This window comes from Nitrospirota bacterium, from assembly GCA_023229435.1.
GTDB lineage: Bacteria > Nitrospirota > UBA9217 > UBA9217 > UBA9217 > JALNZF01.
In genome coordinates, this window is the sequence record JALNZF010000007.1 from 57,650 (window position 1) to 81,167 (window position 23,518).

Below are 23,518 nucleotides of genomic sequence, written 5' to 3' on the forward strand. Positions count from 1 at the left end.
AGAGGACGCGCGTCTCCCCCCTGCGTTAACAGTTGCCAAAATCAGGAAATACATAAAGGTAAAGGTAATCAACACTTCAGCAAAATTCATATCTGTTTTTCTCCAGCCTCTTTTCCAACAGACTGCCAGGTGATATACTGTAATAAATAATCCGTATTATGCCGATACAAGAATCCTCAATAATAAAAACCCTCTTCCGCTCCCTGCGTCACCGGAACTTTCGGTCGTTCTGGTCCGGTCAGTTTATATCTCTCATCGGCACCTGGATGCAGCTGTGGAAGATTCCATTCCTTGAAACGATAATATTGTCAACCTGCGTATCGCTGCTATCGTACCTGCCTTGTATCATCCGGAAGCATTGACAGAGAGCCAAATCGGACAGACATCCGCAATAAAACACGTCACTAATCCAATGCATGCACTCTACGCTCAGTGCCATATATAGAATATATCTATTTCCAGCTTGAGAAGTGCTGTCAAGTGGGGTTCCCTCCAGTTGGAACCGGGGGATAGTAAGTCGCGGGATTCACCTTTCATCTTGACATTCCTCAGTCGTATGTGTTAATACTTTCTTAATACTTTTATGATTATTTTGAGTCAACTCCATATCATTTTTTCCAGGCGTCTCTATTGCAAGGCAATAGCTGTGGCACAGCTTATAGTTATGGTATTGCTTGTGGCGCCGGCCTGCTGTTACGAGCTGGAGCCAGGCCTTAAAAAGGCCGACGTAAACCATTCCGCGAAATCGAATGATGCTGACCAGGGCAAAGACCCGTGCTGCCCCGATGAAAACAAACCAGATTCCGATAACTGCACGTCCTGCGGTTGTTGCTCATCTTATGCTCCGTTAACCCCGGCAATTTCCGCCAACAATGATCCTTCAATAGCTCAACTGATTTCTCTGGAACAGTTTACGATTTTGCCTGACGTCAATATCCCCATTTTTATACCTCCGCAAAACCTCGCCTAACCCCAATTGAACACAGACAACCTGAGTTGATTCTCCATAGGAGATGAAACACCGATGGCCCGAGTGATAGAAATCTCAGCGGCAATCGCTGCGGAACTTCGGCCGTGAACAGCGTTGCAGGTGCACTGTTCTGTTTTGTTGAGACGCGGCGGAAATGCGCGAAGCGACTGTTTGAAGCCGCCGATGCCGTCGTTCAGCTCGTCTCAGCCAACGAAAGATGGTCAACAAACTATTCCATAATAAAAGGAGAACTATCATGCGTCGTTCAATTCTGCTGTCAATCGTCCTGTTCGTATCCCTATCAGTATCCGCTTATGCGGCAGAGTCCGCCAAACCGGCCAAGGACCTTCATGGTGCGAAAGAAGCCAAGCCGGGTTCTTACGAAGACTGGTGCGGTGAGCACGGAGTTCCCGAGTCTCTGGACACTCGCTGTGACAAGTCGCTTATCCCGGCCTTCAAGGCTACCGGCGATTGGGACGAAAAGCACGGTCTGCCCAAATCCCAGTGCAAGAAGTGCAACCCGCAACTGAACATCGTACGTCCGCCCAAAGGGAGCAAGTGACATGCGCCGGTTAGCCATTCTGGTAACGCTCATTGCTCTTGCCGCGATCTCCGGTTGCAGCAAGAAGGAGACTGCAACAGCGCCGATGGCGGTCAAACAGTCGGCTGCCGATCCCCGGAAGGCTGCTCAGGAAGCGGGCCTTTGCAAGGAACACGGGGTGCTTGAAGCTCTCTGCACCAAGTGCAATCCGAAGCTCGCCCCCATCTTCCAGGCCAAGGGAGACTGGTGTGCCGAGCATGACTTACCCGAGTCGGTCTGCCCAATCTGCCACCCCGAGCGGGGCGGGCGGCCGGCTGTGGACGTCGCCGGCGATGACGCTCCACCTGACGGGACCAAGGTGATACTCAAGGGCAAAAACACTGACCGTCTGGCCGGGATTGAAACCACAAAAGCAGTAGCCGGCCGGGGTATGGCTGAGATTATAGCCCCGGTCGTCATCAGGTACGATGCCACCAGAGTCGCCCAGGTGACAGCCCGCGCTCCGGGGATGGTCAGGGGGGTATCGGCTGACATTGGCTCCTGGGTGTCGGCGGGATCAGTACTTGCCGTCATTGAAAGTGCCGCAGTGAGCAGTGACCAGTCGCGACTCACTGCGGCACGTTCCAGGATGCAGACGGCAGAGGCAAGCTACCGTCGTGAGGCGGAACTGGAGAAAAAAGGGATTTCTTCCAGGAAGGAAGTTCAAGCCGCCCAACAATCTCTTGACGAAGCAACCGCCGAGCTTGAGTCGCTGCAGGCATCGCTGCGCGGAGTGGGCGCCACTACCGGCAATAACGGCCGCTACTCGGTAACAGCGCCCATCTCCGGGGTAATCACCCAACGCACCGTCTCTCTTGATCGCTATGTGGAGTCCCAGACGCCGCTCTTCGAGATCGTGGATACGTCATCAATGTGGGCGGAGATTGCCCTGCCCGAAGCAGAGCTCGGAACCGTAAAAACCGGGACAGGCGTCGTCATTATCATGGATGGACTCGCTGGACGCGAGTTTCGCGGCGCCATCGCGCATATCGCGCCGTTGATCGATCCCCAGACGCGGACTGCAACGGCACGAGTTCGGCTCGCAAATCCCGAGGGACTCCTCAGGGCCAACATGTATGGCCAGGCACGCATCTCCGTCGGAGATTCCCGGTCGTCGTCGGCTGTGCCCCGAGACGCCATCCAGAGGGCAAAGTCCGTGAAACTTGTCTTCGTTAGACTGGCGCCCAACGAATACGAAGCCCGACGGGTACAGGTGGCCTCAGGCAGCAGCAATGGCGACCTGGTGGAGATTGCCTCGGGGGTCGAGGTTGGCGAGGAGATTGTTGTGGCCGGCAGTTTCCTGCTCAAAACGGAAACACTCAAGGACTCCATCGGCGCCGGCTGTTGCGAAGTGGACAATAAATAGTTTCCATCCGGAGTTTCCGGATGGAAACTAAATAGCAATCTGACAGGGAGATGTAATGCTGAATAAAATCATCCATTGGTCACTCAACCACCGGCTGGTGGTCATCGTTGCCTGGTCCGTGGTTGCTGTTCTCGGGATACTTGCAGTTCTACGGCTGCCCCTGGACGCCTTCCCGGATACGACCCCGATTCAGGTCCAGGTGAACACCGTGGCCCCGGCTCTCTCGCCGCTGGAGATTGAGCGCCAGGTTTCGGCGCCCCTGGAACAGGCGATTTCGGGGCTGCCAAAACTCAAGGAAGTCCGATCCACCTCCCGTTTCGGCATGTCCCAGGTAACGGTGATCTTCGAAGATGGGACCGACATCTACCTTTCCCGCCAAGTGGTCATGGAGCGGGTCCAGGGCGTTGCGCTTCCTTCCGGAATCGAAAAACCTCAACTCGGGCCGGTGGCTACAGGACTCGGGGAGGTCTTTCACTACCTGCTTATTGCCAAGGACAAGTCTCTTGCCGAGCTCCGGACGCTGCATGACTGGGTGGTGAAGCCCCAGATGCGCTCGGTGGCCGGGGTGGCGGAGGTGAACACCTGGGGCGGTGACGTGCGGCGCTTCGAGATCGTCGTTGATCCGGAGGTGCTGGCCAGGCGCGGCCTGACCATGGATCTGCTGATAGAGGCTGTCGAACGGAACAACGCCAACGTGGGCGGGGGCACCATCGACCAGGCGGGTGAGTCGAGCCTGGTACAGGGGGTTGCCATCGTTACGACGCCAGCGGATATTGAAGGTATCGTTATTGCCGCCAAGGAAGGGGTCCCCGTTCGGGTGGCGGATGTGGCCCGGGTGGTGGAGGGGCGTGAAATCCGTCGCGGCGCGGTGACGGCCGATGGCAAGGGCGAGGCAGTCCTCGGCCTCGGTTTCATGCTCATGGGTGAGAACAGCCACGATGTCACGACCCGGCTCAAGGCCCGTTTGGAGGAGGTCAAGAAGACCCTGCCCAAGGGGGCGGAGGTTGCTACCGCTTACGACCGGACTTCGCTGGTGGACAAGGTACTCCATACCGTGGAGAAGAACCTCTTCGAGGGGGCGATCCTCGTCGTCGCCGTTATCTTCGTCTTTCTGGGAAATATCCGCGCCGGGCTGATCGTTGCCCTGGCCATCCCGCTCTCCATGCTGTTCGCCTTCGACCTGATGCTTCGCTTCGGTATCGCCGGGAGTTTGATGAGTCTCGGGGCCATCGACTTCGGCCTGATCGTGGACAGCTCGGTAATCATGATCGAGAACGCGGAGCGCCGTCTCGCCGGAGACAAGAGCGACCGGAGCATCATTGACGTGGTGCGCGAAGCGGCCATCGAGGTCCGTAAACCGACCATGTTCGGCGAACTGATCATCATGATCGTCTACCTGCCGATTCTGGCTCTGGAAGGGGTAGAGGGCAAACTCTTCCGCCCCATGGCCCTGACCGTCATTTTCGCGCTCTTAGGCTCCATGGCCATGTCGCTGACCCTCATGCCGGTGCTGGCCGGCTTCAGCCTCAAGCGCAAAAAAGAGGACCAGGAACCCTGGCTCGTCCGCAGGCTCAAAGATATCTATCGCCCGATCCTGGGCTTTGCCTTGCGCCGGCGCACAGCCGTACTTGCCATCGCTTTCGGCAGTCTCTGTATTGCCGGCATTCTCGCGACCCGGCTCGGCTCGGAATTTGTGCCGCGCCTGATGGAAGGGTCCATCGTCATCAACACTGTTCGCCTTGCCAGCGTGTCACTGGATGAGTCCGTGCGCTACGGCACCCGCCTTGAGCGGGCATTGCTGGATAAATTTCCGAACGAGATCGAACGGATCTGGACCCGCACCGGCAGCGCCGAAATTGCCACCGATCCAATGGGGGTGGAGCTCTCCGACATCTTCATAACTCTCAAGCCGAGGGAAAAATGGCAGCGTGCCCGCACCCAGGAAAAACTGGTTGCGGTCATGGAGAAGGAGCTGAAAGTCATGCCGGGCATGCGAATGATCTTTACCCAGCCGATTGAGATGCGGGTAAACGAAATGATTGCCGGCATACGCTCCGATGTGGGGATCAAAATCTTCGGAGATGATTTCGAAATCCTGAAGACCAAGGCAAAAGAAGTCGAAAAATTGGTCAGGAAAGTATCCGGAGCCGCCGATGTGAGCGTGGAGCAGGTTACCGGCCAGCCTTTGCTGCAGGTTGAAGTGGACCGAAACGCCGTTGCCCGCCATGGCATTCATGCGAGAGAGGTCCTTGAGATCATTGAAGCCCTCGGTGGCAGGGAGGTCGGCATGTTGCAGGAAGGAGACCGGCGCTTCCCCATCGCGGTGCGCATTGCCGACAAGTATCGTTCAGAGACGGAGGATCTTGGCCGCATCCTGGTGACCACGGAGAGCGGGAAGCGCATCCCGCTGTCGCTGCTCACTAAAATCAAATCGTCTGAAGGACCATCCACCATCAACCGTGAATGGGGCAAGCGGCGGGTCGTCGTGCAGGCGAACGTGCGTGGCCGTGACGTGGGAAGCTTCGTGGCCGACATCAAGGAGTCAATCGAGCAAGAAGTCAAGCTCCCAAGCGGATACTACATCCGTTACGGCGGCCAGTTCGAGAACCTCCAACGCGCGCAGCAACGGCTGATGATCGTCATCCCGGTGGCTCTGGCCCTCATCTTTACGCTGCTCTATTTCACCTATGGGCGGGTCCTGGATGCTGCCCGGGTCTTCACCGGCGTACCCTTCGCCGCGGTCGGCGGCATCGTTGCCCTGTGGTTGCGGGGCATCCCCTTCAGCATCTCGGCTGGGGTCGGTTTTGTTGCTCTTTCGGGTGTTGCGGTCCTCGGCGATATGGTGCTGGTCTCCGCGGTGCGGGACCTGCTCGCCAAGGGGACACCGCTGATCGAAGCAATCCAGAAGGCGGCCGAACAGCGCCTTCGCCCGGTGCTCATGACCGCACTGGTCGCCAGTTTCGGCTTCATCCCCATGGCAATTAACACCGGCATAGGGGCCGAGGTGCAGAGGCCGCTCGCCACAGTCGTCATTGGCGGTGTTGTTTCCTCGACACTGCTTACCTTGCTCGTGCTTCCGGTATTATATGCCGTATTCGGCCGGGCAAAGGCAATCGACGGAGAACAGTAAACTGATTTAAGCGCTGATGCATTATCTGTTGGTAGCAGCTTACATCAATATGGCCAACACAACGGTCCAGCTGAATACCCAGGACCGCCTGCGCGGCCGCGTTATGAGACCGTACACCTTGGCCTTCGGCGGATTAACACCGTTCGGCAGTCTGTTTGCCAGCACCGTCACCCACTGGATCAAGGCGCCGCTCACCTTTGCCCTGGGCGGATTGATATGCGGGCCCGTTTTTCTGGTCGTGATAGTGAAGCGCAGGAACAGGATTGCGCGGGAACGAGATCGTTAACAAGCCAACACATTCTTTCCCTTTTTTCACTGCACAAACTATTTTTCTCTCCTGTGCTATTTCTTAAAAATATGCTATCATAATTGAATGCAGGATCAGGAAATCACCATACTTCGAGAGCTGATCATCATCCTCGCCGTCTCGCTTCCGATCACCTATCTCTTCCACCGCGCAAAACTGCCGGCGCTCGTGGGGTTCCTGATCACCGGCGTGCTCATCGGCCCTTACGGCGCCGCCATTATCACCGAGACCCGCGTCGTTGAACGGCTCGCTGATATCGGCGTTGTTCTGCTCCTGTTCACCGTCGGACTCGAGTTCTCGATCGCTGACATCATGAAATCGGGCCGCCAGTTCCTGATCGGCGGCGGCACCCAGGTTCTTTTGACGATCGCCGCGGTCACCGGCATTGCGCTCCTGTTCCACTATCCCCTGCCCCAGGCCTTGTTCTTCGGCTTTCTCGCATCGCTCAGCAGCACCGCGATCGTGCTCAAGATGTACTCTGACCGGTCGGATCTCGACACGACCCACGGCAGGCTTGCCACCGGCATTCTGCTGTTTCAGGACATTGCCGTCGTGCCCATGATGCTCATGCTGCCGGTCCTCGCCGAGTCAAGCGCACTCGGCGCGGTCACGCCGCTGTCCGTGCTTCTTTCCCTGGGCAAGGCCGTGCTGGGGCTGGTCGGCGTTTTTTTTGCGGCTCGCCAGGTTGTCCCCTTCCTGCTCCACCAGGTGATCCGGCTCAGGAATCGGGAGATGTTCTTCCTCCTCGTGGTGTTGCTGTGCCTGGGTACGGCGTGGATCACCTACAGTCTCGGCCTTTCGCTCGCCCTCGGCGCGTTCCTTGCGGGCCTCATCATTTCCGAATCAGAATACAGCCATCACATCGTGGTCGAGATCATGCCCTTCCGCGATTATTTCGCAAGCATCTTCTTTATCTCCATCGGCATGCTGCTCCAGACCGACTATTTCATGGCCCACTGGGTCCTACTCCTTGTCATGGCGCTCCTGCTCGTTCTTCTGAAATCCGGGCTGGTGGCCGTGACCGCGGCCATGCTGCGTTATCCGGTCCGGAGTTCCCTGCTCGCGGGACTCGGCCTGGCGCAGATCGGCGAATTTTCATTTCTGTTGGCGCAGCAGGGCCAGATAAGCGGCCTGATGGGTCAAGACATTTTCCAGATGTTCATCAACACCTCCATCCTGAGCATGCTCGCAACGCCCTTCCTCATCCAGGCGGGTCCGTGGATCACGGGACTGCTGCCGAACCTGGCCTCTGTACCGGGAGATAAAAGCGATGTTTGCACGCTCACCGGGCATACCATCATTGCGGGATATGGCTTGAACGGCAGAAACCTGTCCAGGACGCTCAAGGCCACTCACCTCCCCTATGTGGTGCTGGAAGTGAACGCCGATACCATCAGGAAGGCGCGTGATGCGGGGGAGTCCATCATCTACGGAGACATCACGAGAAGCGAAGTGCTGATGCGGGCGGGCGTTGACTGCGCCAAGGTGATCGTGTTCGCCATATCAGACTTTGCCGCAACCCGGATCGCCGTGCGCACGGTGCGCGAGCTCAACCCTTCGATATTCATTCTCATCCGTACGCGGTACGCTGCCGACGTCGACGAGCTCTACAAGCTCGGCGCAAATCAGGTGATCCCCGAGGAGTTCGAAACCTCGATCGAGATATTTTCGCGCGTGCTGCATGAATATCATGTCCCGAACAACGTCATCGCGAACCAGATCCAGCTCGTGCGGTTCGGAGGGTACAAGATGCTGCGCGGGTATTCCCTGGACCAGGAGAACCTCGGCCGCATTGCGGCGCTCTTCGCCGATGCGACGGTGGACCATGTCCAGCTGGATCCCGGATCGCCCGCCGTGGGCGGTACGCTCCGTGAGCTTGATCTCCGGAAGAATACCGGCGCCACGGTCATTGCCATCGCGCGGAACGGAGAAGCGAACACCAATCCGGGGCCTGACTTCACGTTGCAGCCCGATGATATTGTCGTGCTCATCGGCGGGCATAAGGAACTTGACGAGGCGATGAATCTCCTGACGCGGAAACAGCCGTGATCGTTCATTGCGAAGGACTGTCCGTGATTTTGAGAATTGCAGGGGTCTCTTCGCACTTTTTTTGATGCTACCGCCGAAGACCGCACAAAACAACAATATCTAAGATATAGTTGAACAGTATTCACCGATCCATGCGAGGAGAACGTTCCATGGCTGACACTCAAAAATCGGATACGAACTCAAATCAGCCGCTGTGCAACGGTGAGGACCTCACCGAGCGCAAGCAGCTGGAAAAGAAACTCCAGGAATCAGAGGGGAAGTACCGTACCCTGGTGGAGACGGCAGATGATGCCATAATAGTGACCGACTTGCAGGGGCGCCATCTCTTCGCGAACAGCGCGTACTACGCCAGCCTCGGCTATGCGGTCGGCGATGATCCGAATCCGGATGGCTTCAGCAACCTTCATCCGGATGACGCGGTAATGATGAAGAACAGAATGAGCGAATTGATCAATACGGGGAAGCTGCTCTCTGAATACCGCGTCCGTCATAAGGACGGCGGCTGGCGTTATCGTTCCACCCGGTCCACACTCATTCGTGATGATGAGGGCAGTCCCAATAGGTTGCTGGCTATTTGCCGCGACGTCACCGAACGCAAAGAGACAGAAATACTCCTTCAGCAGCAACGGTCGCAACTCGAAGAAGCGCAGAGAATCTCCCATGTCGGAAGCTGGGAACGTGACATCTCGACGAACGTCATAAGCTTGTCCGACGAAATGAAGCGCATATTCGGCATCAACCCCCGCGAAAAGAAGTTTACCTTCCAGATGCTGCTGGACATGATGCATCCCGATGACCGGGAACCCTTCCAAAAAGCCGTCAGAGAAGCCGTCTTCGGGAAAAAGCCGTACAGCACGGAGTACCGCATTGTCCACGGCGACGGCTCGACGCGATTCATCCATGCCCGCGGCGAGGCGCAATACGACGGCTTGGGAAAACCCGTGATCTTCCGGGGAATCGCCCAGGACATCACCGAACGCAAACAAGCGGAAGGGGCCTTGCGGGAAAGCCGGAAATTCCTGGAGACGGTCATCGAGGCGGCGCCCACCTGAGTGAAGCTGATCACTGCGGACGGGACTCTGCAGAGTATGAACCGCGCCGGACTCGACATGATCGAGGCTAATTCACTCGACCAGGTGCGGGGCCACTGTTTGTATCCACTGGTGTCCGAAGAACATCGCGAGGCCTTTCAGGCCCAGGTGCAGGATGTCTTCCAGGGCAAATCCGGCGCCCTTGAGTTCAAGATAATCGGCCTGAAGGGGAGACCTCGCTGGTTGTATAGTCATGCCGTGCCCCTGCGCAACGACAGGGGAGAGATCGTCTCCGCGCTTGCGGTAACCATCGATGTCAGCGAGCGCAAGTTAGCCGAGGAGGCGCTCCATGAGAGTGAACGGTCACTCAAGACCTTGATGAGCAATCTTCCGGGCATGGCTTACCGCTGCTGCAATGACCGGAACTGGGCCATGGAATACGTGAGCGAGGGCGCAGCCGGCCTGACAGGTTACCAGCCTGCGGACCTGATCGGGAACGCGAAGATCGCCTATAACGACCTGATCCGCCCCGACGATCAGAAGCTGGTGTGGGATGCTGTGCAGAAGGCCGTTGGATCGAGGGACAAATACACGCTGAACTACCGGATCCGCGGGGCCGACGGGCAGGAGCGATGGGTCTGGGAGCAGGGGCAGGGGGTTTTCTCGCCGGCGGGCTGCCTGCTTGCCCTGGAGGGGTTCATTATCGATGTTTCGGAGCGCCGCCTCCTTGAAGAAGAGCGGCTCAAGACCCAGAAGCTCGAGGCCATCGGCACGCTCGCCGGCGGGATCGCACATGACTTCAACAATCTCCTGCAGGGCGTGTTCGGCTACATCTCCCTCGCGAAACTGAACGCGGACCACAAGGAAAAGAGCGTCGAGGCGCTTGAACAGGCCGAGAAGGCTCTGCATATGTCGGTCAACCTAACCTCCCAGCTCCTTACCTTCTCAAAGGGGGGGAAACCGGTGAAGCAGCGGACCGACCTCCGGCCGGTGATCGAGAACGCGGTACGGTTCGCCCTGAGTGGCTCGCGCTCCGATCATATCCTCAACATCAGCGGAAATCTCTGGGCCGTTGACGCGGACAGCGGCCAGCTCGGGCAGGTGATCCAGAACATCGTGCTGAACGCCGATCAGGCAATGCCGGAGGGGGGCCGTGTGGAGATCACGGCTGAAAATGTCGAGGCCCCTGATAGCGATCTGCCGCAGGATTTGAAGGGCGGGCGTTACGTAAAAATATCCATCAAGGACAACGGGGTCGGCATTCCGGAACAATACCTCGTAAAGATTTTCGACCCCTATTTCACGACCAAGGAAAAAGGCAGCGGCCTGGGCCTTGCCACGTCCTATTCAATCGTCAAGAACCATAGCGGTTTAATCGACATACGATCACTGCCGGGCAAAGGCAGCACCTTTGTCGTCTATATTCCGGCGGCCGCGCCGGCCGCAACAAAACCAATTGTTGCTGTCGTTACCCGGCCCGTGCGCCGGGGCAGGATTCTGCTCATGGACGATGATGAAGTGGTCAGATCGGTCGCCGGTGAATTGATACACGCCCTCGGACATGACGTAGACTTCGCGGAGCACGGTGAAGCGGCCCTTTTCAAATATAAAACTGCGCGGAAAGCCGGCCATCCCTATGATATCGTCATTCTCGACCTCACGATCCGGGGCGGCATGGGCGGAATTGATACGATCCAGAAACTGCGGGCTATCGATCCCGACGTGAGGGCGGTCGTATCGAGCGGCTATTCGGATAATGCCATGGCAGCGGACTATCAGAAGCTCGGGTTCAGGTCGTTCCTGAAGAAGCCATATAATATCGAGGAACTGCGCGACACGCTGAATGCGTTGCTGACGTGAAGTCCGAAGTGCTTTGCGATGGGAATATAGTTGCGCTCCTCGGTCACCTCAAGTATAATGAAGCCCTGAATCAGTAGCTCCATCGTCAATTCTTCATTTTCAATTGCCTGTCAATACGGGAGAGGATGCCGATCTGGTGACGGCCCCGGACTTCAAATCCGCTGTTTCCTGGCTTTGGTCAGGAAAGGTGAGTTCGATTCTCATGCTCTCCCGCCATAAATAAAAAAACCCTCACGAAGTGATCCGTGAGGGTTTGTACGTCTATAAAGACAGCTTATTTCTTGTGACACTTGGCACAGGTTGCTTTATCCTTTACACTAAAAGCCTTGGTGCCGTTGTGGCATGCGCCGCAGGCTTTGCCGTCCTCCATGTCTTTCATGGAAATGACGTCAGCACCCTTCTTCATCGCGAAGAGCTTGGGGGACGTATGACAATCTTTGCAAACTAAGCCTTTCGCTTTATGTGCGGCACCGTCAAAAATGACTTTACCCGCTCCCTTGCCTTCGAATTCCACCGTCTTCATGCTGGCAAATACTGAAGCAACCATAGACAGCATCATTACAATTGCGAGGGCCAATACGAATAATTTCTTCATTTAGTTTCACCTCCTTCCGTGTTTAAAATATATACAAAGCAATCAAAGCAATCTGTTGCAGCGGCCGGTCATTGATTCGTCCCTCCATCACTCTCTTAGAAAAACGCCTTCGGACTCCGATACTCGTGACAGGCGACACAATCCGTTTTCGCCGATGCCTCGGTCACGATCCAGACATGCTGTTTGTGACAGTCCTGACACTTCATGTCAATCGCGAGGTGGACGTTGTGTTTTCCGATCTTCGGCACGCCCGTATGGCAGCGCAGGCAGTCTTCATTATGGGGCCGGACCCTGCCCGCCTCATGCGGTTTGTGGCACTCATAACAATAGAACTGCATAGGCGACTTTTCGTTCAAGCGAATCTTCTTGGCCTTCCGGATCGTAATGGCATCGGGCGTAAAGAACCGCACGTCAAGGGTGGCATCGTCCTTCAATTGCCTCTTAATGCTTTCATCGTTGCTGTGGCAATAGAGACATTTAAGGCGCCCGGGCTTAAGGTCCTTGCTCCGGTCAGTATGGCAGTTGAGACAGGCAAGACCGCCCATGCCCTCGCCATGCACCTGCCTGCCCATATGACACTTGGTACAGAATTTTTCCGTGGGCAGGAAGCGGTGGAGACCGCTCTTGTCGGCTTTTATCTCGCCGTGGCACTGCGTGCATTCGAGCTGTTCCATATACACGTGCTTGGCATGGAAGAGAGACTTATTGATCCTCGCCGCCTTGCCCTCGGTGTGGCACTGGTTGCAGTATTTCTGGCTCACGATGACATGCTCTTTATGACGCTCGGGCACCACGGTCGGACGCTTCAATACGAAGCTGAGCAGCAGTGAGTTCAGTTCAGCGACCGAGAGGTGATGGCAATCGTGACAGTTGAGCTGTTTGTGCTCGCTCTCCGCCCAGGTGTCGTATGCCGGTTGCATCAGGTGACACCCGACGCAGAACTTGGGATTATTCTGGGAAAAATCATAAAATCGATAAGCAACGTAACCGCCGCCCAATACAATGATCAGGAGCAGCGCGATAATAAGCAGTTTTGCCTTCAGGGAAATAGGTTCTTTGAGCCGCTCCGCGAGCTGATTGATCTTTTCTTTTGTCCAATCGAATAACTTCATGCACGCCTCAAATTATAATTAATAATCGCTAAAACTTGATTAGGATTTATAGCATAGGTCAAACCTGATGTCAATACTTTACCGTGCGCAAATTAAATAAATAAATTGTGGCGGTCTTCCTGCTATTAGCTTGACAGCCTATTGCAATTTTGTTAGTATTTTTTTCGACGCTATGACTGACTTATGAAAAAAATCCAACGTCGGGGTGGGCAGAGATGAAGCGGCGAAGATTCCTGAAAATTATTCTGACCTTTCTCGGATCACTTACTTTCTTTTCGTTCGCTTATTCCCTTGTAAAATTTCTCACGTCACTCCCGACAGCAAGAGCCGGCAATAAAAAGCTCGTCATCAGCAAAACCGATATTCCTTCCGGCAGCGCCAGAAACATCATTTACGGAAATGTACCTGTTGTCGTCATTAACCGGCCTGAGAGGGGATTCATCGCTTTTTCAAGAGTGTGCACCCATCTCGGTTGTTTAGTCGACTATAACGAGAGAAAACAGTTATTCCTCTGCCCCTGCCACGCAGGGATCTATGACATCGAGGGAAACGTAGTATCGGGACCGCCGCCGAAAGCGTTGAACATCATTCCGATCAGGATCGAAGGCGGGAACATAGTCTTAGGGTGATAATCATGTGGGTAAAAATCAAGAACTGGCTTGACATTCGAATCGGTTCGGACAGTCTCGTCCAGACAAAGGTGATCGAATACCGTATCCCGAAGAACATCAACATCTTTTATACCCTCGGATTTATTGCCGTCATTGCATACGTCATCGAGGCAGTGACCGGCATCCTCCTGCTTGTCTATTATATACCCCACCCCGACCACGCCTTCAGGAGTGTACAGGAGATCATGACCAGGGTCCCCTACGGCTGGCTGTTCAGAGAAATGCACGCCGTGGGCAGCAACCTCATGATCACGGTCATTCTCCTGCACATGATCGTCGTCTTCCTCATGGGAAATTATAAACAGCCCCGGGAATTGACCTGGCTTGGGGGGGGGCTGTTGCTCCTTTTCGTCATCATCTTCGGTCTCAGCGGCTATCTCCTCCCCTGGACTCAGCTCAGCTACTGGTCGACAACCGTCGTGACATCGATGCCGACGGCTTTTCCTCTTATCGGGGAACCCATCGCCCGGATCCTCAGAGGAGGAGACCACGTAACGGCGACAACTCTCAGCAGGTTCTTCGCTCTCCATGTGGCCATTTTACCGCCTATTTTCCTTACGCTGATCGGCATCCATCTGTTTCTCATCAACCGGACCGGCATCTCCGCAACACCTTTTGGAAAGGCCGATGAGGAAAAGCGGCCGATGACGGAATACAAGAGAAAAACGCACCCTGACGGAAATCCGTATTATCCTTATTTTTTCCGGAAACAAATGTTAATGATGATGGCATATTTCGCCGTCATGTTTTTCTTCATCAGTTTCCTGCCGTCCCTGATCTTCCCCGAAGAAGCGAATATGCCGGCTGACCCCTTTAAAACCCCTCCGGAAATCCGACCGGCATGGTACCTGCTCGCGCCCTATCAGGTCCTCAAGCTCATTCCGAATAAATTCTTCGGCATCACGCTTCAGGCTGTTCTGATCATCGTATTTCTGATCTGGCCGTTCCTGGATACCTACAAGGAGAAAAATATTATGAAACGACCCGTTTTGCGCGGGTTATTCTTAATTCTGCTTACCCTGTGGCTCATTTTCCTGTTCTGGGGGAGAACTTCATGAGATACCACGTCTTTGCGTTGATGATGATCTTCCTGCTCCCCACGGTGGCCACGGCGGGATACAAGGAAGAGTTTGAAAAAGAGTTTCTCACGAAGACTTGGGCGGGTCAACAGATCGAAGAGAATCTCTGTATCTCATGCCACTCATCGGACACCATGAAACCGGAGTTCCGCGTGATCACGGATGCCTGGCAGTCAAGCTGGCATGCTCAGAACAATATTTCATGCGAGCATTGCCATGGGGGAGACCCGAAAGACGCCTCGCTGTCCATGTCGCCCCACCGTGGCTTTGTCGGCAGTCCACAGCCCAAGGAGGTGCCGGAGTTCTGCGGGAAATGCCATATCGGCATCCTGTCCCATTTTATGGAAAGCGGGCATGGAAAGGCCCTCGCGGCCTCCCAAAAAGCCCCGAATTGCGTAACGTGCCACGGGGCCCATAATATTCAAAAAGCAACCATTGATATTATCAATGAGCAGCTCTGTACAAAGTGCCATGCCTATGAACGGGCAAAGGTCATGAAGCAGGCCCTCTTCCTTACTGAAAAGAAATTTGCAGAGCTCGATAAACGCCTTCAGGAATTGAAGCGTGAGGGGATCTACTCTGACGAGGAAGAGAAGGGCCTGTTCAATATCCAGGCTGAATTCCGCACCCTCTTTCATACGGTGGATGTCAATCTGGTTAAGGAGCGAACGGATGGCGTAACAGCAAAGCTTGACAAGCTTGATGCCGATATAAAGGCAATGTTCCGGGAGCTCAATTTTAGAAAGAACTTCTCCGCATTTCTCATGCTGGTGTTCTCCGGCATGGGGATCATTATCTTAGTGCTGTGTTGTTTTCATGAGGATTAGATTCTCTATCCTGAAAAGAGCGGTTAGCCTCAGAGAACGCAGCGATCAAAGAGATACAACAAACATTTTGAGAAGGAAATTGTACCAACGAGAAGGTAAACATTTAGCGGTCAAGTAAGTGCAACAGATTTTTGTGAGGTCCTTGGAAGTAAAGGACGGGCTTGCCGTATCATGGATCGAGGACGGTCATATGCTTCACGCCGTCATTCAGACAAACTCCTTGCCCTGCACAGCAAGCCGGACGCTCTCCCTCTAAAACTCCGAAGAACAACCATGGCCCTTCATTCCAGTGTTTTTCCTCTATTCCTTTACGATAACGAAGACCGGCAACCCGGCGGCGCTTTTATTTCGAACCTCAGTTTTCCCGTATAGATCGGCACCGCAAACTTGAGCAGGAGGGTGTAGAGAAGCGCGCCCGCCGCCCAGATCCCCATGGTCACGATGATCTCCGACATTTTCGGCGAGTACTCATAGATCTCCCCGAGGGTATCGGGAACGAACCCCGGCATCACGAGTCCCATTCCCTTTTCTATGTATATCCCTATAATGATGAGAATGCATCCGATGTTCAGCGTCGTGAAATTCTCTCGGGTCTTCGGAAAGAGAAAAATAAAAAATGCCGTGATATTAAACAGGGTCGCGGCCCACATCCAGGGGACAAGGCTTGTTTTCCCATGGAGGCCGAAGTACAGATAGGTCATGGAATAGGAATCGATGCCTCCTGAGTAAAATTCCTTGAACATCTCCGAGCCCAGCAGGAACAGATTGATGGCCATGGCGTAGGCGATCAATTCTGCGATCTTGAAGATCGCCCGGTTATCGATCTCGACCTCCGAGCGCTTTCTGATGATCTGAAAGAGGATCAGCATGATGGCGGGTCCGGAACAGAAGGCGGATGCAAGGAACCGGGGAGCAAGGATCGACGCGTTCCAGAAGGGTCTGGCCGATGTCCCGTTGTATAAGAACGCCGTCACGGTATGGATGCTCACCGCCCATGGTATGGACAGAATGATGAGCGGCCCGATCACGGCCATGCTGTACTCCTTCCCGATCGAAAGCCGGTAGAGCACGTAAAATGCAATGATCACGTTGATGACAAGATAGCCGTTCAGGACGACCACGTCCCAGGCGAGCAGTGACGCGGGGAAATGCATGGCGCCGATGACCGGCAGTATATGCCAGGCGCGCAACGGCTGGCCCATGTCGACCATGATGAACATGAGGCACATGATGATGGCGGTGATGGCCAGCAGTTCGCCGAAGAGCACGATTTCCTTGATCGGCTTGAAATTATACAGGTAGGCCGGAACAACAAGCAGTACCGCTGCTGCCGCGACGCCCACGAGGAAGGTAAAGTTCGAGATATACAACCCCCAGGAGACCTGGTCCCGCATGGCCGTCGTGATGAGCCCGCGATGCAACTGGTCAACATAGGCGCTGACACCCAGAAGGATAAAGAAGGACAGGAACGCGACCCAGAGATAGTAGGTCCAGTCCCCGACGAATATCTGACGCAAGGCGATGAAAAAATTCTTTATCATGTGGCCCATAAGTGCGCCTCCTACACGCCGTAGGCGAAGAAATAGTAGAACTTGGGATTGGTATTCAGGTCCTCTTTCAGCCGGAAAACCCGTTTATGCTCGATGGCGTAACGGATCTCGCTGTTCGGATCGAGCAGGTTGCCGAATTTTCTGGCCCCCACGGGACAGGCCTCCACGCATGCGGGATACCGCCCGTTTCGCGTCCGCTGGATACAGAACGTGCACTTCTCGACCACGCCCTTGGAACGCGGGCGGTTGCCGAGATAGTGTGTCTGCGGATTGATCTCTTCGGGCTTCAGCTTCGGCTCGGCCCAGTTGAAATGGCGCGCTCCATACGGACAGGCGGCCATGCAGTACCGGCAGCCGATGCACCAGTTATAATCCACGACCACGATGCCGTCCGGCTCCTTCCACGTTGCCTGCGTCGGACAGACCTTTACACACGGGGGGTTCTCACACTGCTGACATTGGACAGGCATATAAAAATAATCGGGCTCGGGGACCAGTTCGGGATTGTAGTATTTTTCCGATTCTTCGAGGTCTACCCATTTTTCACCTTTTTTAAATCGAAGGACCGTTATCCAGTGTATCTGCGGGTCCCTGGACTGGTTGTTCTCATCCACGCAGGCGTACACGCATCTTCTGCAGCCGATGCACCGCGAAAGATCGAGGCCGTAACCGAAAAGAACTCCCGGCAGTTCTTTCTCATTGCCTACCTTGATCGCCTTTTTGTATTTTTGCTCGTACTCTATTTCCAGCCGTTCAAGGACCTTCTTTATCTCCGCATCGTTCAGTTCCCGAAAGTGTTTCTGAAAGAACGCTTCCCAGAACGAAGCATCGGCCTTGTTCAGCGGGAGCGCTGTCCCCGCCAGTCCCAGTGCCGTCCCCTTGAGAAAGGTCCTCCGGTCGAAATGGATGCCCTCGCGGTCTTTTTTTATTTTTCCCATGATATGCCTCGTCAGTTTCTACTTGATTTCGGACGGCCTCACCGGCGGCAGCAGCGGTTTGATAGGCTTGAACCGCGGCTCATGCGGCCAGTGGCAATGGACACACAGGAGGTATTGCTTCTCGCCGTTCCACATTCCCGTTCTCTTGCCATGGAGTCCGGCTTTCCATTCGCGGAGGATCGTGCCGTGGCACTGGCCGCAAAGAATGTAGGATTCTTCAAAACTGACCCGTTTCCCGTTCGCAAGCCGCAAGGTATCCCGGTTGTCCGGATTGTGACAGTCGAAGCACCAGCCGCCGGGCATGTGTTTCAGCTCGATGTCCTGATGCATTTGTTCCAGTTTTCGGGGTTGCCGGTTTACGGGCATCCCCGCGTGGCACTGGGAACAGGGGAAGATGCCGGGAGTAAACGGAGGCGGCGGAACAAAGAACTTCTTCGGAATATCATGTTCTTGTGCGCGAGCGATCAGCGGGATCCCGGTGATCGTCAGAATTGTCATAATACAGATAAACCAACCTGCTTTGTTTTTATTCATGGCATCTCATCGCTTTCGACAGGTGAAGATCCATTACATCATCTTTTGAAATCTTACTATAATATCGCCCGGAGCATATTGCAACGTATAATTATAATTTTGCTTTATATACAGGGACCGTTTACCTGGTCTCGACCTTGCATTTGAGTGCTTACGGTGTGGGCTCATAGTCGAACACCGGAAAGATCTTGTCGATCACCCAGAACAGCGCGAAGGGCATGATGAAAATGCCGAGCGCTCCCACCAAGCCCTCCTTCGCGGTTTCCAGGTCATGGGGCACGATCGGCAGTTGATAGTGCATGTAACCTGCGTATGTCTGCGAAAATGATTGGCCGCCGATAACGACGTTCCACCGCATCATGAACACACCCATGAGCACGAGCAGAACAGCGATAACCGTTCTGCGCAGGGTCAGCCCCGGTATCAGCAGAAGAATGAGCGGAACAAGGTTCCCGAGACCATACTGAAGGATGAAAATGCCGGCGAAGTCGCGTTCGTAGATGACGCTTCGGAGAACGTCCCATGACTTCATGGCGGTATATCCCCGGAAAATGAGGTCCAGCATCTCAAGGCTGATGGCGGCCACCAGGAACACCAGCAGGTATTTTGAGGTCATCTGGATGACACTGATCTCAGCGCTCTTGATATCTTCCGTGGTCCGGTATCGGCCATGGACGGCTTTTTTGCGCGAAGCCAGGAATTTCCGTATCTCCATGGTAACGACGTAGGTCAGCATGCACAAAGCGATTCCCGACACGATGGCCGACATGATAAAGATAACGGGCATGAGCGGCGTCATCCAGAGGGCGTTTGCCTTGACGGAGCCGAAGATGAACCCCGCGTAGCCATGGAGAAAACAGGCAACGGGGATACCGAGTCCCGCGAGAAACTTGATGGCCTTCTCGTCGCGATGCAGTGCCTCTTCGCTGACATCAGTGACGCCCAGCGTCAGGGCGGAGAAAATGAGATATTTGATCCGCTCCGCGATCGTCTTATCCTGCTTTCCTCTCAGCGTCAGGTAGACCCCGACCAGGTGTTTCCGGTACAGGAACCAGAGTTCCGATGCCACGATGGCGGCGTAGGTGAAGAATACGATTCCGAAGGCCGCGATGGCCGAGGTGAAGTGAGGGGTAAAAAATACATAGAGCCCTCTCTCGGGCCGGAGGAGATGAAGAAGGAGCGGCATCGGGGCCGCAAAGAGCAGGGCAAAAGAGAACACGAGGGCGAATCGCGCCATGTCCTTGAGCTTCTGGATGCCGAAAACATGGTAGAGTGACGACAGCACGAATGCCCCGGCCACCAGACCTGTCATGAAGGGATACATCACGATCTGGATGCTCCAGTAAATATACTCGTTCGGCGCAACAAATAACTCCTTGATGGTCCAAATTTCTCCATGTACCATGGCTATCTGACCTCCTCATCCAGCCCGATGTAATAGACCTGCGGTTTTGTGCCGTATTCGCTCTTCAGGACCCCGACCCGCTGCGTCCTAATGGCCTTGGTCACCGGGTCATTGGGGTCCTTGATATTGCCGAGCTGCCGCGCCCCGAACGGACAGGCCTGAACGCAGGCTGTCTTCAAGCCCTTGGTGATCCGATGATAGCAAAAATTACACTTGTCGGCGGTATGGGATGCGGGATGGAAAAACCGTACCCCGTAAGGGCATCCCATGACGCAGTAGCCACAACCGATGCACCACGTCCGGTCAACCAGCACCACGCCGTCCGGCGCCTGGTAGGTGGCGCCCACGGGGCAGACTTGGACGCACGGAGGATTTTCGCACTGGTTGCAGAGCTTCGGCACAAAGAACGCCTTCTCGATGCCTTCCTTGCTGATGTCCCTGAGTCCGTTCGCATTCTGGTCTATCAGAGCGGTCGTAAAGCCGTCGCGGGCCCCCTTGGGAGAATCCGCATACATCCTCCCCTTTTTTGTCAGAACGTACCGCTCGACCCAGGTCCGGGTCACGTTTGCATCATACGGAATTTCGTTCTCACGCTTGCAGGCCTTCACACAGAGCCCGCATCCCACGCATTTATAAGTGTCCACCAGGAACACCCATCGCACAGAGGTGGTCTCTGCAGCCACCTCGGCGAACAGCTTTTCAGGGTCCACGATCTTCAGGGCAGCCAGGGGAAGCGACGCTCCCGCGATCCCGAGAGCCGTCTTTTTCAGAAAATTCCTGCGCGATATCATCTCAAGCCCTCCATCGGTTTATGCGGATTGTGGCACGACGAGCATTCACTATCAGGATTGTGCGTGTCCGGATCGATACTTTTTAGCTTCGCGCGTCCGCTTGAGGTATACGGAAGCGGGAAATGGCACCGGAGACAGAGCTCCCTGCTCCTGTCGATCTCGAGCTTGGGCGGGTCCGACGGGTGGTCGATGGCGGGCCCGTGACAATTCTCGCACTGAATGATCCGGTGCGGCGTCTTGCCGATGCTGTCGTACTTGTCCGGGTGGCAGTCCTTGCAGTACTCACTGCCCTGGTACTTTACCTTGGTGATCGTGTTCTTCCACTCTTCCTCATTCCCCAGACGGTGCCATCCATACATGTATCCCCGCTCCCCAACGCCGAAATCCTTCGGGACCAGTACGATCCTGGCCAGAAGTACCAGGAGAACGATACCGATAAACACGAATAGCGGCCTAAAAATATGATTCTTCATGCTGACTCTCCTTCACGAATGTTGTTCCACGTTTCTTCATTTCTGCGCACTGCTCTTGGACGTCTCCTGTGTCATCGTTGACCCTTCCCAGAGAATCGCCAGAAAGCAGAGTGACAGCCCGCCCACCAGACCAAAGACATGGAGAAGCTGCCATTTAATGACAACGAAAAGGATGATGAATATGAGCGAAAGCTTTAACAGGCTGATGATCACCACCGCGAAGCTCGATCCCGCGGGCGTTGCACCCTGCCGCAGATACACCCGCTGAACGGAGCGTGCGAGCCACCGGAAGTTCAGCAAACCGAGCGCCCCGCCGAACAGAACGCTCGCGGAAAGGAACCACCAGGGCTGCGCGGTTTTCTGGATCACCGAGAAAACCACGACACCCGCAGAGGCAATGGAAACGATGAGGGCTGTTTTTTTTGCCACGCCTTTGAGGATGGCGTCCACCGCCTGTTTCCGGAGCTGAGTTTCATCGGTTGTCATTTCTTGTCCTTGTCGCTCTTGTCGAACGTCTCCTGGCTTCTTTTGGAATACATGAACAGGTTTCTGAATCCCGCGCCGATGCCGATGAAGAGAAAGATCGCCGTGAACCAGGGAGACGTGCCGAGCCATGCATCCAGCTTGAGCCCGACGTACAGACCGATCACCGTTGCGAACACCAGGGTCAAGCCCACAGTGCTCAGCACGCCGGCCAAACGGATAAGCTTACGGTCTTTATCATCCATACGACAAAACCCAAATTCCAGATTCCAAGCACCAAATCCCAAATAGTAATCAATGATCAAAGATCCAAGCACGAAACGTTTGGAGTTTCGTTATTTGAAATTGGTGCTTGCTTTTTAGTGCTTCCCTGTCTTACAAACCCTTCAAGCTCTTCCTCGCCGCTTCGATCGTTCTGCCGATGTCCGCTTTGGTATGGGCCAGGGACAGGAACGCGGCCTCGAACTGCGAAGGCGCGAGGTTGACCCCGTTCCTGAGCATACCCAGGAAGAACTTTCCGAACCGCGCAGTGTCCGAGGTCCTGGCGCTCTCAAAGTCCCTCACCTTCTTGTCCGTGAAGAAACAGGTGAACATCGAGCCGACCCTGTTGAACGTTGCCGGCACTCCTGCCTCCGCTGCCGCGGCGCGAAGTCCTTTTTCGAGGTCCGCCGCGTTTTTTTCGAGCGTCTTGTATACGCCTGGTTTTGAGAGGGCCTTCAGCGTCTCGATGCCCGCGGTCATGGCCAGCGGGTTGCCCGAAAGCGTGCCCGCCTGGTAGATGGGACCGATGGGCGCGATCCTCTGCATGATCTCGAACTTGCCGCCATAAGCGCCGACCGGGAGTCCGCCGCCGATCACCTTGCCGAGGCAGGTCAGATCGGGTTTGATCTTATACAGCTGCTGCGCGCCGCCGTAGGCAACGCGGAAGCCGGTCATCACTTCGTCAAAGATGAGCACGATGCCGTACTTGTCGCAGACGTCGCGCAGGTATTGGAGGAATCCCGGCTCGGGCACTACGCAGCCCATGTTGCCCGCGACGGGTTCAACGATGATGCAGGCGATCCGCTGGCCCTCGCGGACCATCATCTCCTTGAGCGCGGCAATGTCGTTATACGCGATCGTCAGCGTAAGTCTCGCGAGGTCGGCGGGAACGCCGGGACTGTCGGGAAGGCCGAAGGTGGCCACGCCGCTCCCTGCCTTCACGAGCAGGCTGTCTGCATGACCGTGGTAGCAGCCGTCGAACTTGAGTATCTTGTCCCGGCCTGTGAATCCGCGCGCCGCGCGGATCGCGCTCATGGTGGCCTCGGTGCCGGAACTCACCATGCGCACCATTTCGATGGAGGGGACGGCCTTCTTGACCATCTTCGCGAGCGTTGTCTCGAGTTCCGTGGGCGCGCCGAAGCTGGTGCCGCGTACGATGGCTTGCTTGAGCGCCGCGATTACTTTCGGGTGAGCATGCCCCAGGATCATCGGACCCCACGAAAGCACGTAATCAATGTATGCCTTGTTATCGACGTCGTAGATCTTCGATCCCTTTGCCTTCTTGATAAAGATCGGCGCGCCGCCCACGGAGCGGAATGCGCGCACCGGGCTGTTCACTCCGCCGGGAATATGTTTTTTCGCGTCTTCGAACAGTTTTCTTGATCTCGCTCCTGACATGCATGCTCCTTTCGATACAGGGAACATCTAAACCCGAAAAAGGTTCTTCATAAAATATGAAAAACCGCTCTGAATGTCAATGGAAAATGTTGGATTTTAAGGGCTAAT

At 55.1% G+C, this 23,518-nt stretch carries 21 protein-coding genes and 1 tRNA gene; 11 read left to right on the forward strand and 11 right to left on the reverse strand.

Annotation, left to right across the window (positions count from 1 at the left end):
* Positions 1-1,226: 1,226 nt before the first annotated feature.
* The 8 genes from M0R70_07240 to M0R70_07275 all read left to right on the forward strand — a co-directional run bounded on the left by M0R70_07240 (position 1,227) and on the right by M0R70_07275 (position 11,509).
* Positions 1,227-1,532, forward strand: a complete 306-nt coding sequence (locus M0R70_07240; protein ID MCK9419156.1) for a hypothetical protein — start codon at positions 1,227-1,229, stop codon at positions 1,530-1,532.
* Position 1,533: 1 nt separating this feature from the next.
* On the forward strand, positions 1,534-2,916 hold the full coding sequence (locus M0R70_07245; GenBank protein MCK9419157.1) for an efflux RND transporter periplasmic adaptor subunit: 1,383 nt from the start codon (positions 1,534-1,536) through the stop codon (positions 2,914-2,916).
* A 55-nt stretch (positions 2,917-2,971) separates the two neighbouring features.
* Positions 2,972-6,046 carry a CusA/CzcA family heavy metal efflux RND transporter gene (locus M0R70_07250; protein MCK9419158.1) on the forward strand — a complete coding sequence of 1,025 codons (3,075 nt, stop codon included), beginning with the start codon at positions 2,972-2,974 and terminating at the stop codon, positions 6,044-6,046.
* A gap of 49 nt (positions 6,047-6,095) precedes the next feature.
* Complete coding sequence (locus M0R70_07255; GenBank protein ID MCK9419159.1) at positions 6,096-6,332, forward strand: hypothetical protein; 237 nt, start codon at positions 6,096-6,098, stop codon at positions 6,330-6,332.
* Positions 6,333-6,419: 87 nt separating this feature from the next.
* Positions 6,420-8,402, forward strand: a complete 1,983-nt coding sequence (locus M0R70_07260) for a cation:proton antiporter (protein MCK9419160.1) — start codon at positions 6,420-6,422, stop codon at positions 8,400-8,402.
* A gap of 149 nt (positions 8,403-8,551) precedes the next feature.
* Entirely contained in the window at positions 8,552-9,454 is a 903-nt protein-coding gene (locus M0R70_07265; protein ID MCK9419161.1) for a PAS domain S-box protein, read from the forward strand.
* Positions 9,455-11,293 carry a PAS domain-containing protein gene (locus tag M0R70_07270; GenBank protein ID MCK9419162.1) on the forward strand — a complete coding sequence of 613 codons (1,839 nt, stop codon included), beginning with the start codon at positions 9,455-9,457 and terminating at the stop codon, positions 11,291-11,293.
* A 117-nt stretch (positions 11,294-11,410) separates the two neighbouring features.
* Positions 11,411-11,509: transfer RNA gene (locus M0R70_07275), tRNA-Sec, on the forward strand.
* A 58-nt stretch (positions 11,510-11,567) separates the two neighbouring features.
* Here M0R70_07275 and M0R70_07280 read toward each other — a convergent pair.
* Positions 11,568-11,888 carry a cytochrome C gene (locus M0R70_07280; GenBank protein ID MCK9419163.1) on the reverse strand — a complete coding sequence of 107 codons (321 nt, stop codon included), beginning with the start codon at positions 11,886-11,888 and terminating at the stop codon, positions 11,568-11,570.
* 95 nt (positions 11,889-11,983) lie between these two features.
* A complete protein-coding gene (locus M0R70_07285; protein MCK9419164.1) occupies positions 11,984-13,000 on the reverse strand; it encodes a cytochrome c3 family protein in 1,017 nt (338 codons plus the stop codon).
* A 215-nt stretch (positions 13,001-13,215) separates the two neighbouring features.
* Between M0R70_07285 and M0R70_07290 the strand changes: the two genes are divergently transcribed.
* The 3 genes from M0R70_07290 to M0R70_07300 are packed head-to-tail and all read left to right on the forward strand — an operon-like array spanning position 13,216 to position 15,577.
* Positions 13,216-13,629 carry a ubiquinol-cytochrome c reductase iron-sulfur subunit gene (locus M0R70_07290; protein ID MCK9419165.1) on the forward strand — a complete coding sequence of 138 codons (414 nt, stop codon included), beginning with the start codon at positions 13,216-13,218 and terminating at the stop codon, positions 13,627-13,629.
* 5 nt (positions 13,630-13,634) lie between these two features.
* Positions 13,635-14,729: a cytochrome bc complex cytochrome b subunit gene (locus tag M0R70_07295; GenBank protein ID MCK9419166.1), complete on the forward strand. Its 1,095-nt coding sequence runs from the start codon at positions 13,635-13,637 to the stop codon at positions 14,727-14,729.
* Positions 14,726-15,577 carry a cytochrome C gene (locus M0R70_07300; protein ID MCK9419167.1) on the forward strand — a complete coding sequence of 284 codons (852 nt, stop codon included), beginning with the start codon at positions 14,726-14,728 and terminating at the stop codon, positions 15,575-15,577. Before M0R70_07295 ends, M0R70_07300 begins: the two co-directional genes overlap by 4 nt.
* 308 nt (positions 15,578-15,885) lie before the next feature.
* Here the strand turns inward: M0R70_07300 and nrfD (M0R70_07305) are convergent, their stop codons facing one another.
* The 9 genes from nrfD (M0R70_07305) to hemL form a co-directional block, all read right to left on the reverse strand.
* Positions 15,886-17,127, reverse strand: coding sequence for a polysulfide reductase NrfD (gene nrfD / locus M0R70_07305; protein MCK9419168.1), 1,242 nt, complete (start codon positions 17,125-17,127; stop codon positions 15,886-15,888).
* A gap of 11 nt (positions 17,128-17,138) precedes the next feature.
* The gene (locus tag M0R70_07310) at positions 17,139-18,065 is read right to left on the reverse strand and encodes a 4Fe-4S dicluster domain-containing protein (protein MCK9419169.1); all 927 of its coding nucleotides are present in this window, start codon (positions 18,063-18,065) and stop codon (positions 17,139-17,141) included.
* Positions 18,066-18,083: 18 nt separating this feature from the next.
* Positions 18,084-18,599 carry a hypothetical protein gene (locus M0R70_07315; protein MCK9419170.1) on the reverse strand — a complete coding sequence of 172 codons (516 nt, stop codon included), beginning with the start codon at positions 18,597-18,599 and terminating at the stop codon, positions 18,084-18,086.
* A gap of 151 nt (positions 18,600-18,750) precedes the next feature.
* Positions 18,751-20,004: a polysulfide reductase NrfD gene (gene nrfD, locus M0R70_07320; protein MCK9419171.1), complete on the reverse strand. Its 1,254-nt coding sequence runs from the start codon at positions 20,002-20,004 to the stop codon at positions 18,751-18,753.
* A gap of 2 nt (positions 20,005-20,006) precedes the next feature.
* A complete protein-coding gene (locus tag M0R70_07325; GenBank protein MCK9419172.1) occupies positions 20,007-20,795 on the reverse strand; it encodes a 4Fe-4S dicluster domain-containing protein in 789 nt (262 codons plus the stop codon).
* Positions 20,792-21,268, reverse strand: coding sequence for a cytochrome c3 family protein (locus M0R70_07330; GenBank protein MCK9419173.1), 477 nt, complete (start codon positions 21,266-21,268; stop codon positions 20,792-20,794). Before M0R70_07330 ends, M0R70_07325 begins: the two co-directional genes overlap by 4 nt.
* Positions 21,269-21,304: 36 nt before the next feature.
* Positions 21,305-21,754, reverse strand: a complete 450-nt coding sequence (locus M0R70_07335) for an ATP synthase subunit I (protein ID MCK9419174.1) — start codon at positions 21,752-21,754, stop codon at positions 21,305-21,307.
* Positions 21,751-21,996: an AtpZ/AtpI family protein gene (locus M0R70_07340; protein ID MCK9419175.1), complete on the reverse strand. Its 246-nt coding sequence runs from the start codon at positions 21,994-21,996 to the stop codon at positions 21,751-21,753. Before M0R70_07340 ends, M0R70_07335 begins: the two co-directional genes overlap by 4 nt.
* A 130-nt stretch (positions 21,997-22,126) precedes the next feature.
* Positions 22,127-23,410, reverse strand: coding sequence for a glutamate-1-semialdehyde 2,1-aminomutase (gene hemL, locus M0R70_07345; GenBank protein ID MCK9419176.1), 1,284 nt, complete (start codon positions 23,408-23,410; stop codon positions 22,127-22,129).
* Positions 23,411-23,518: the final 108 nt, after the last annotated feature.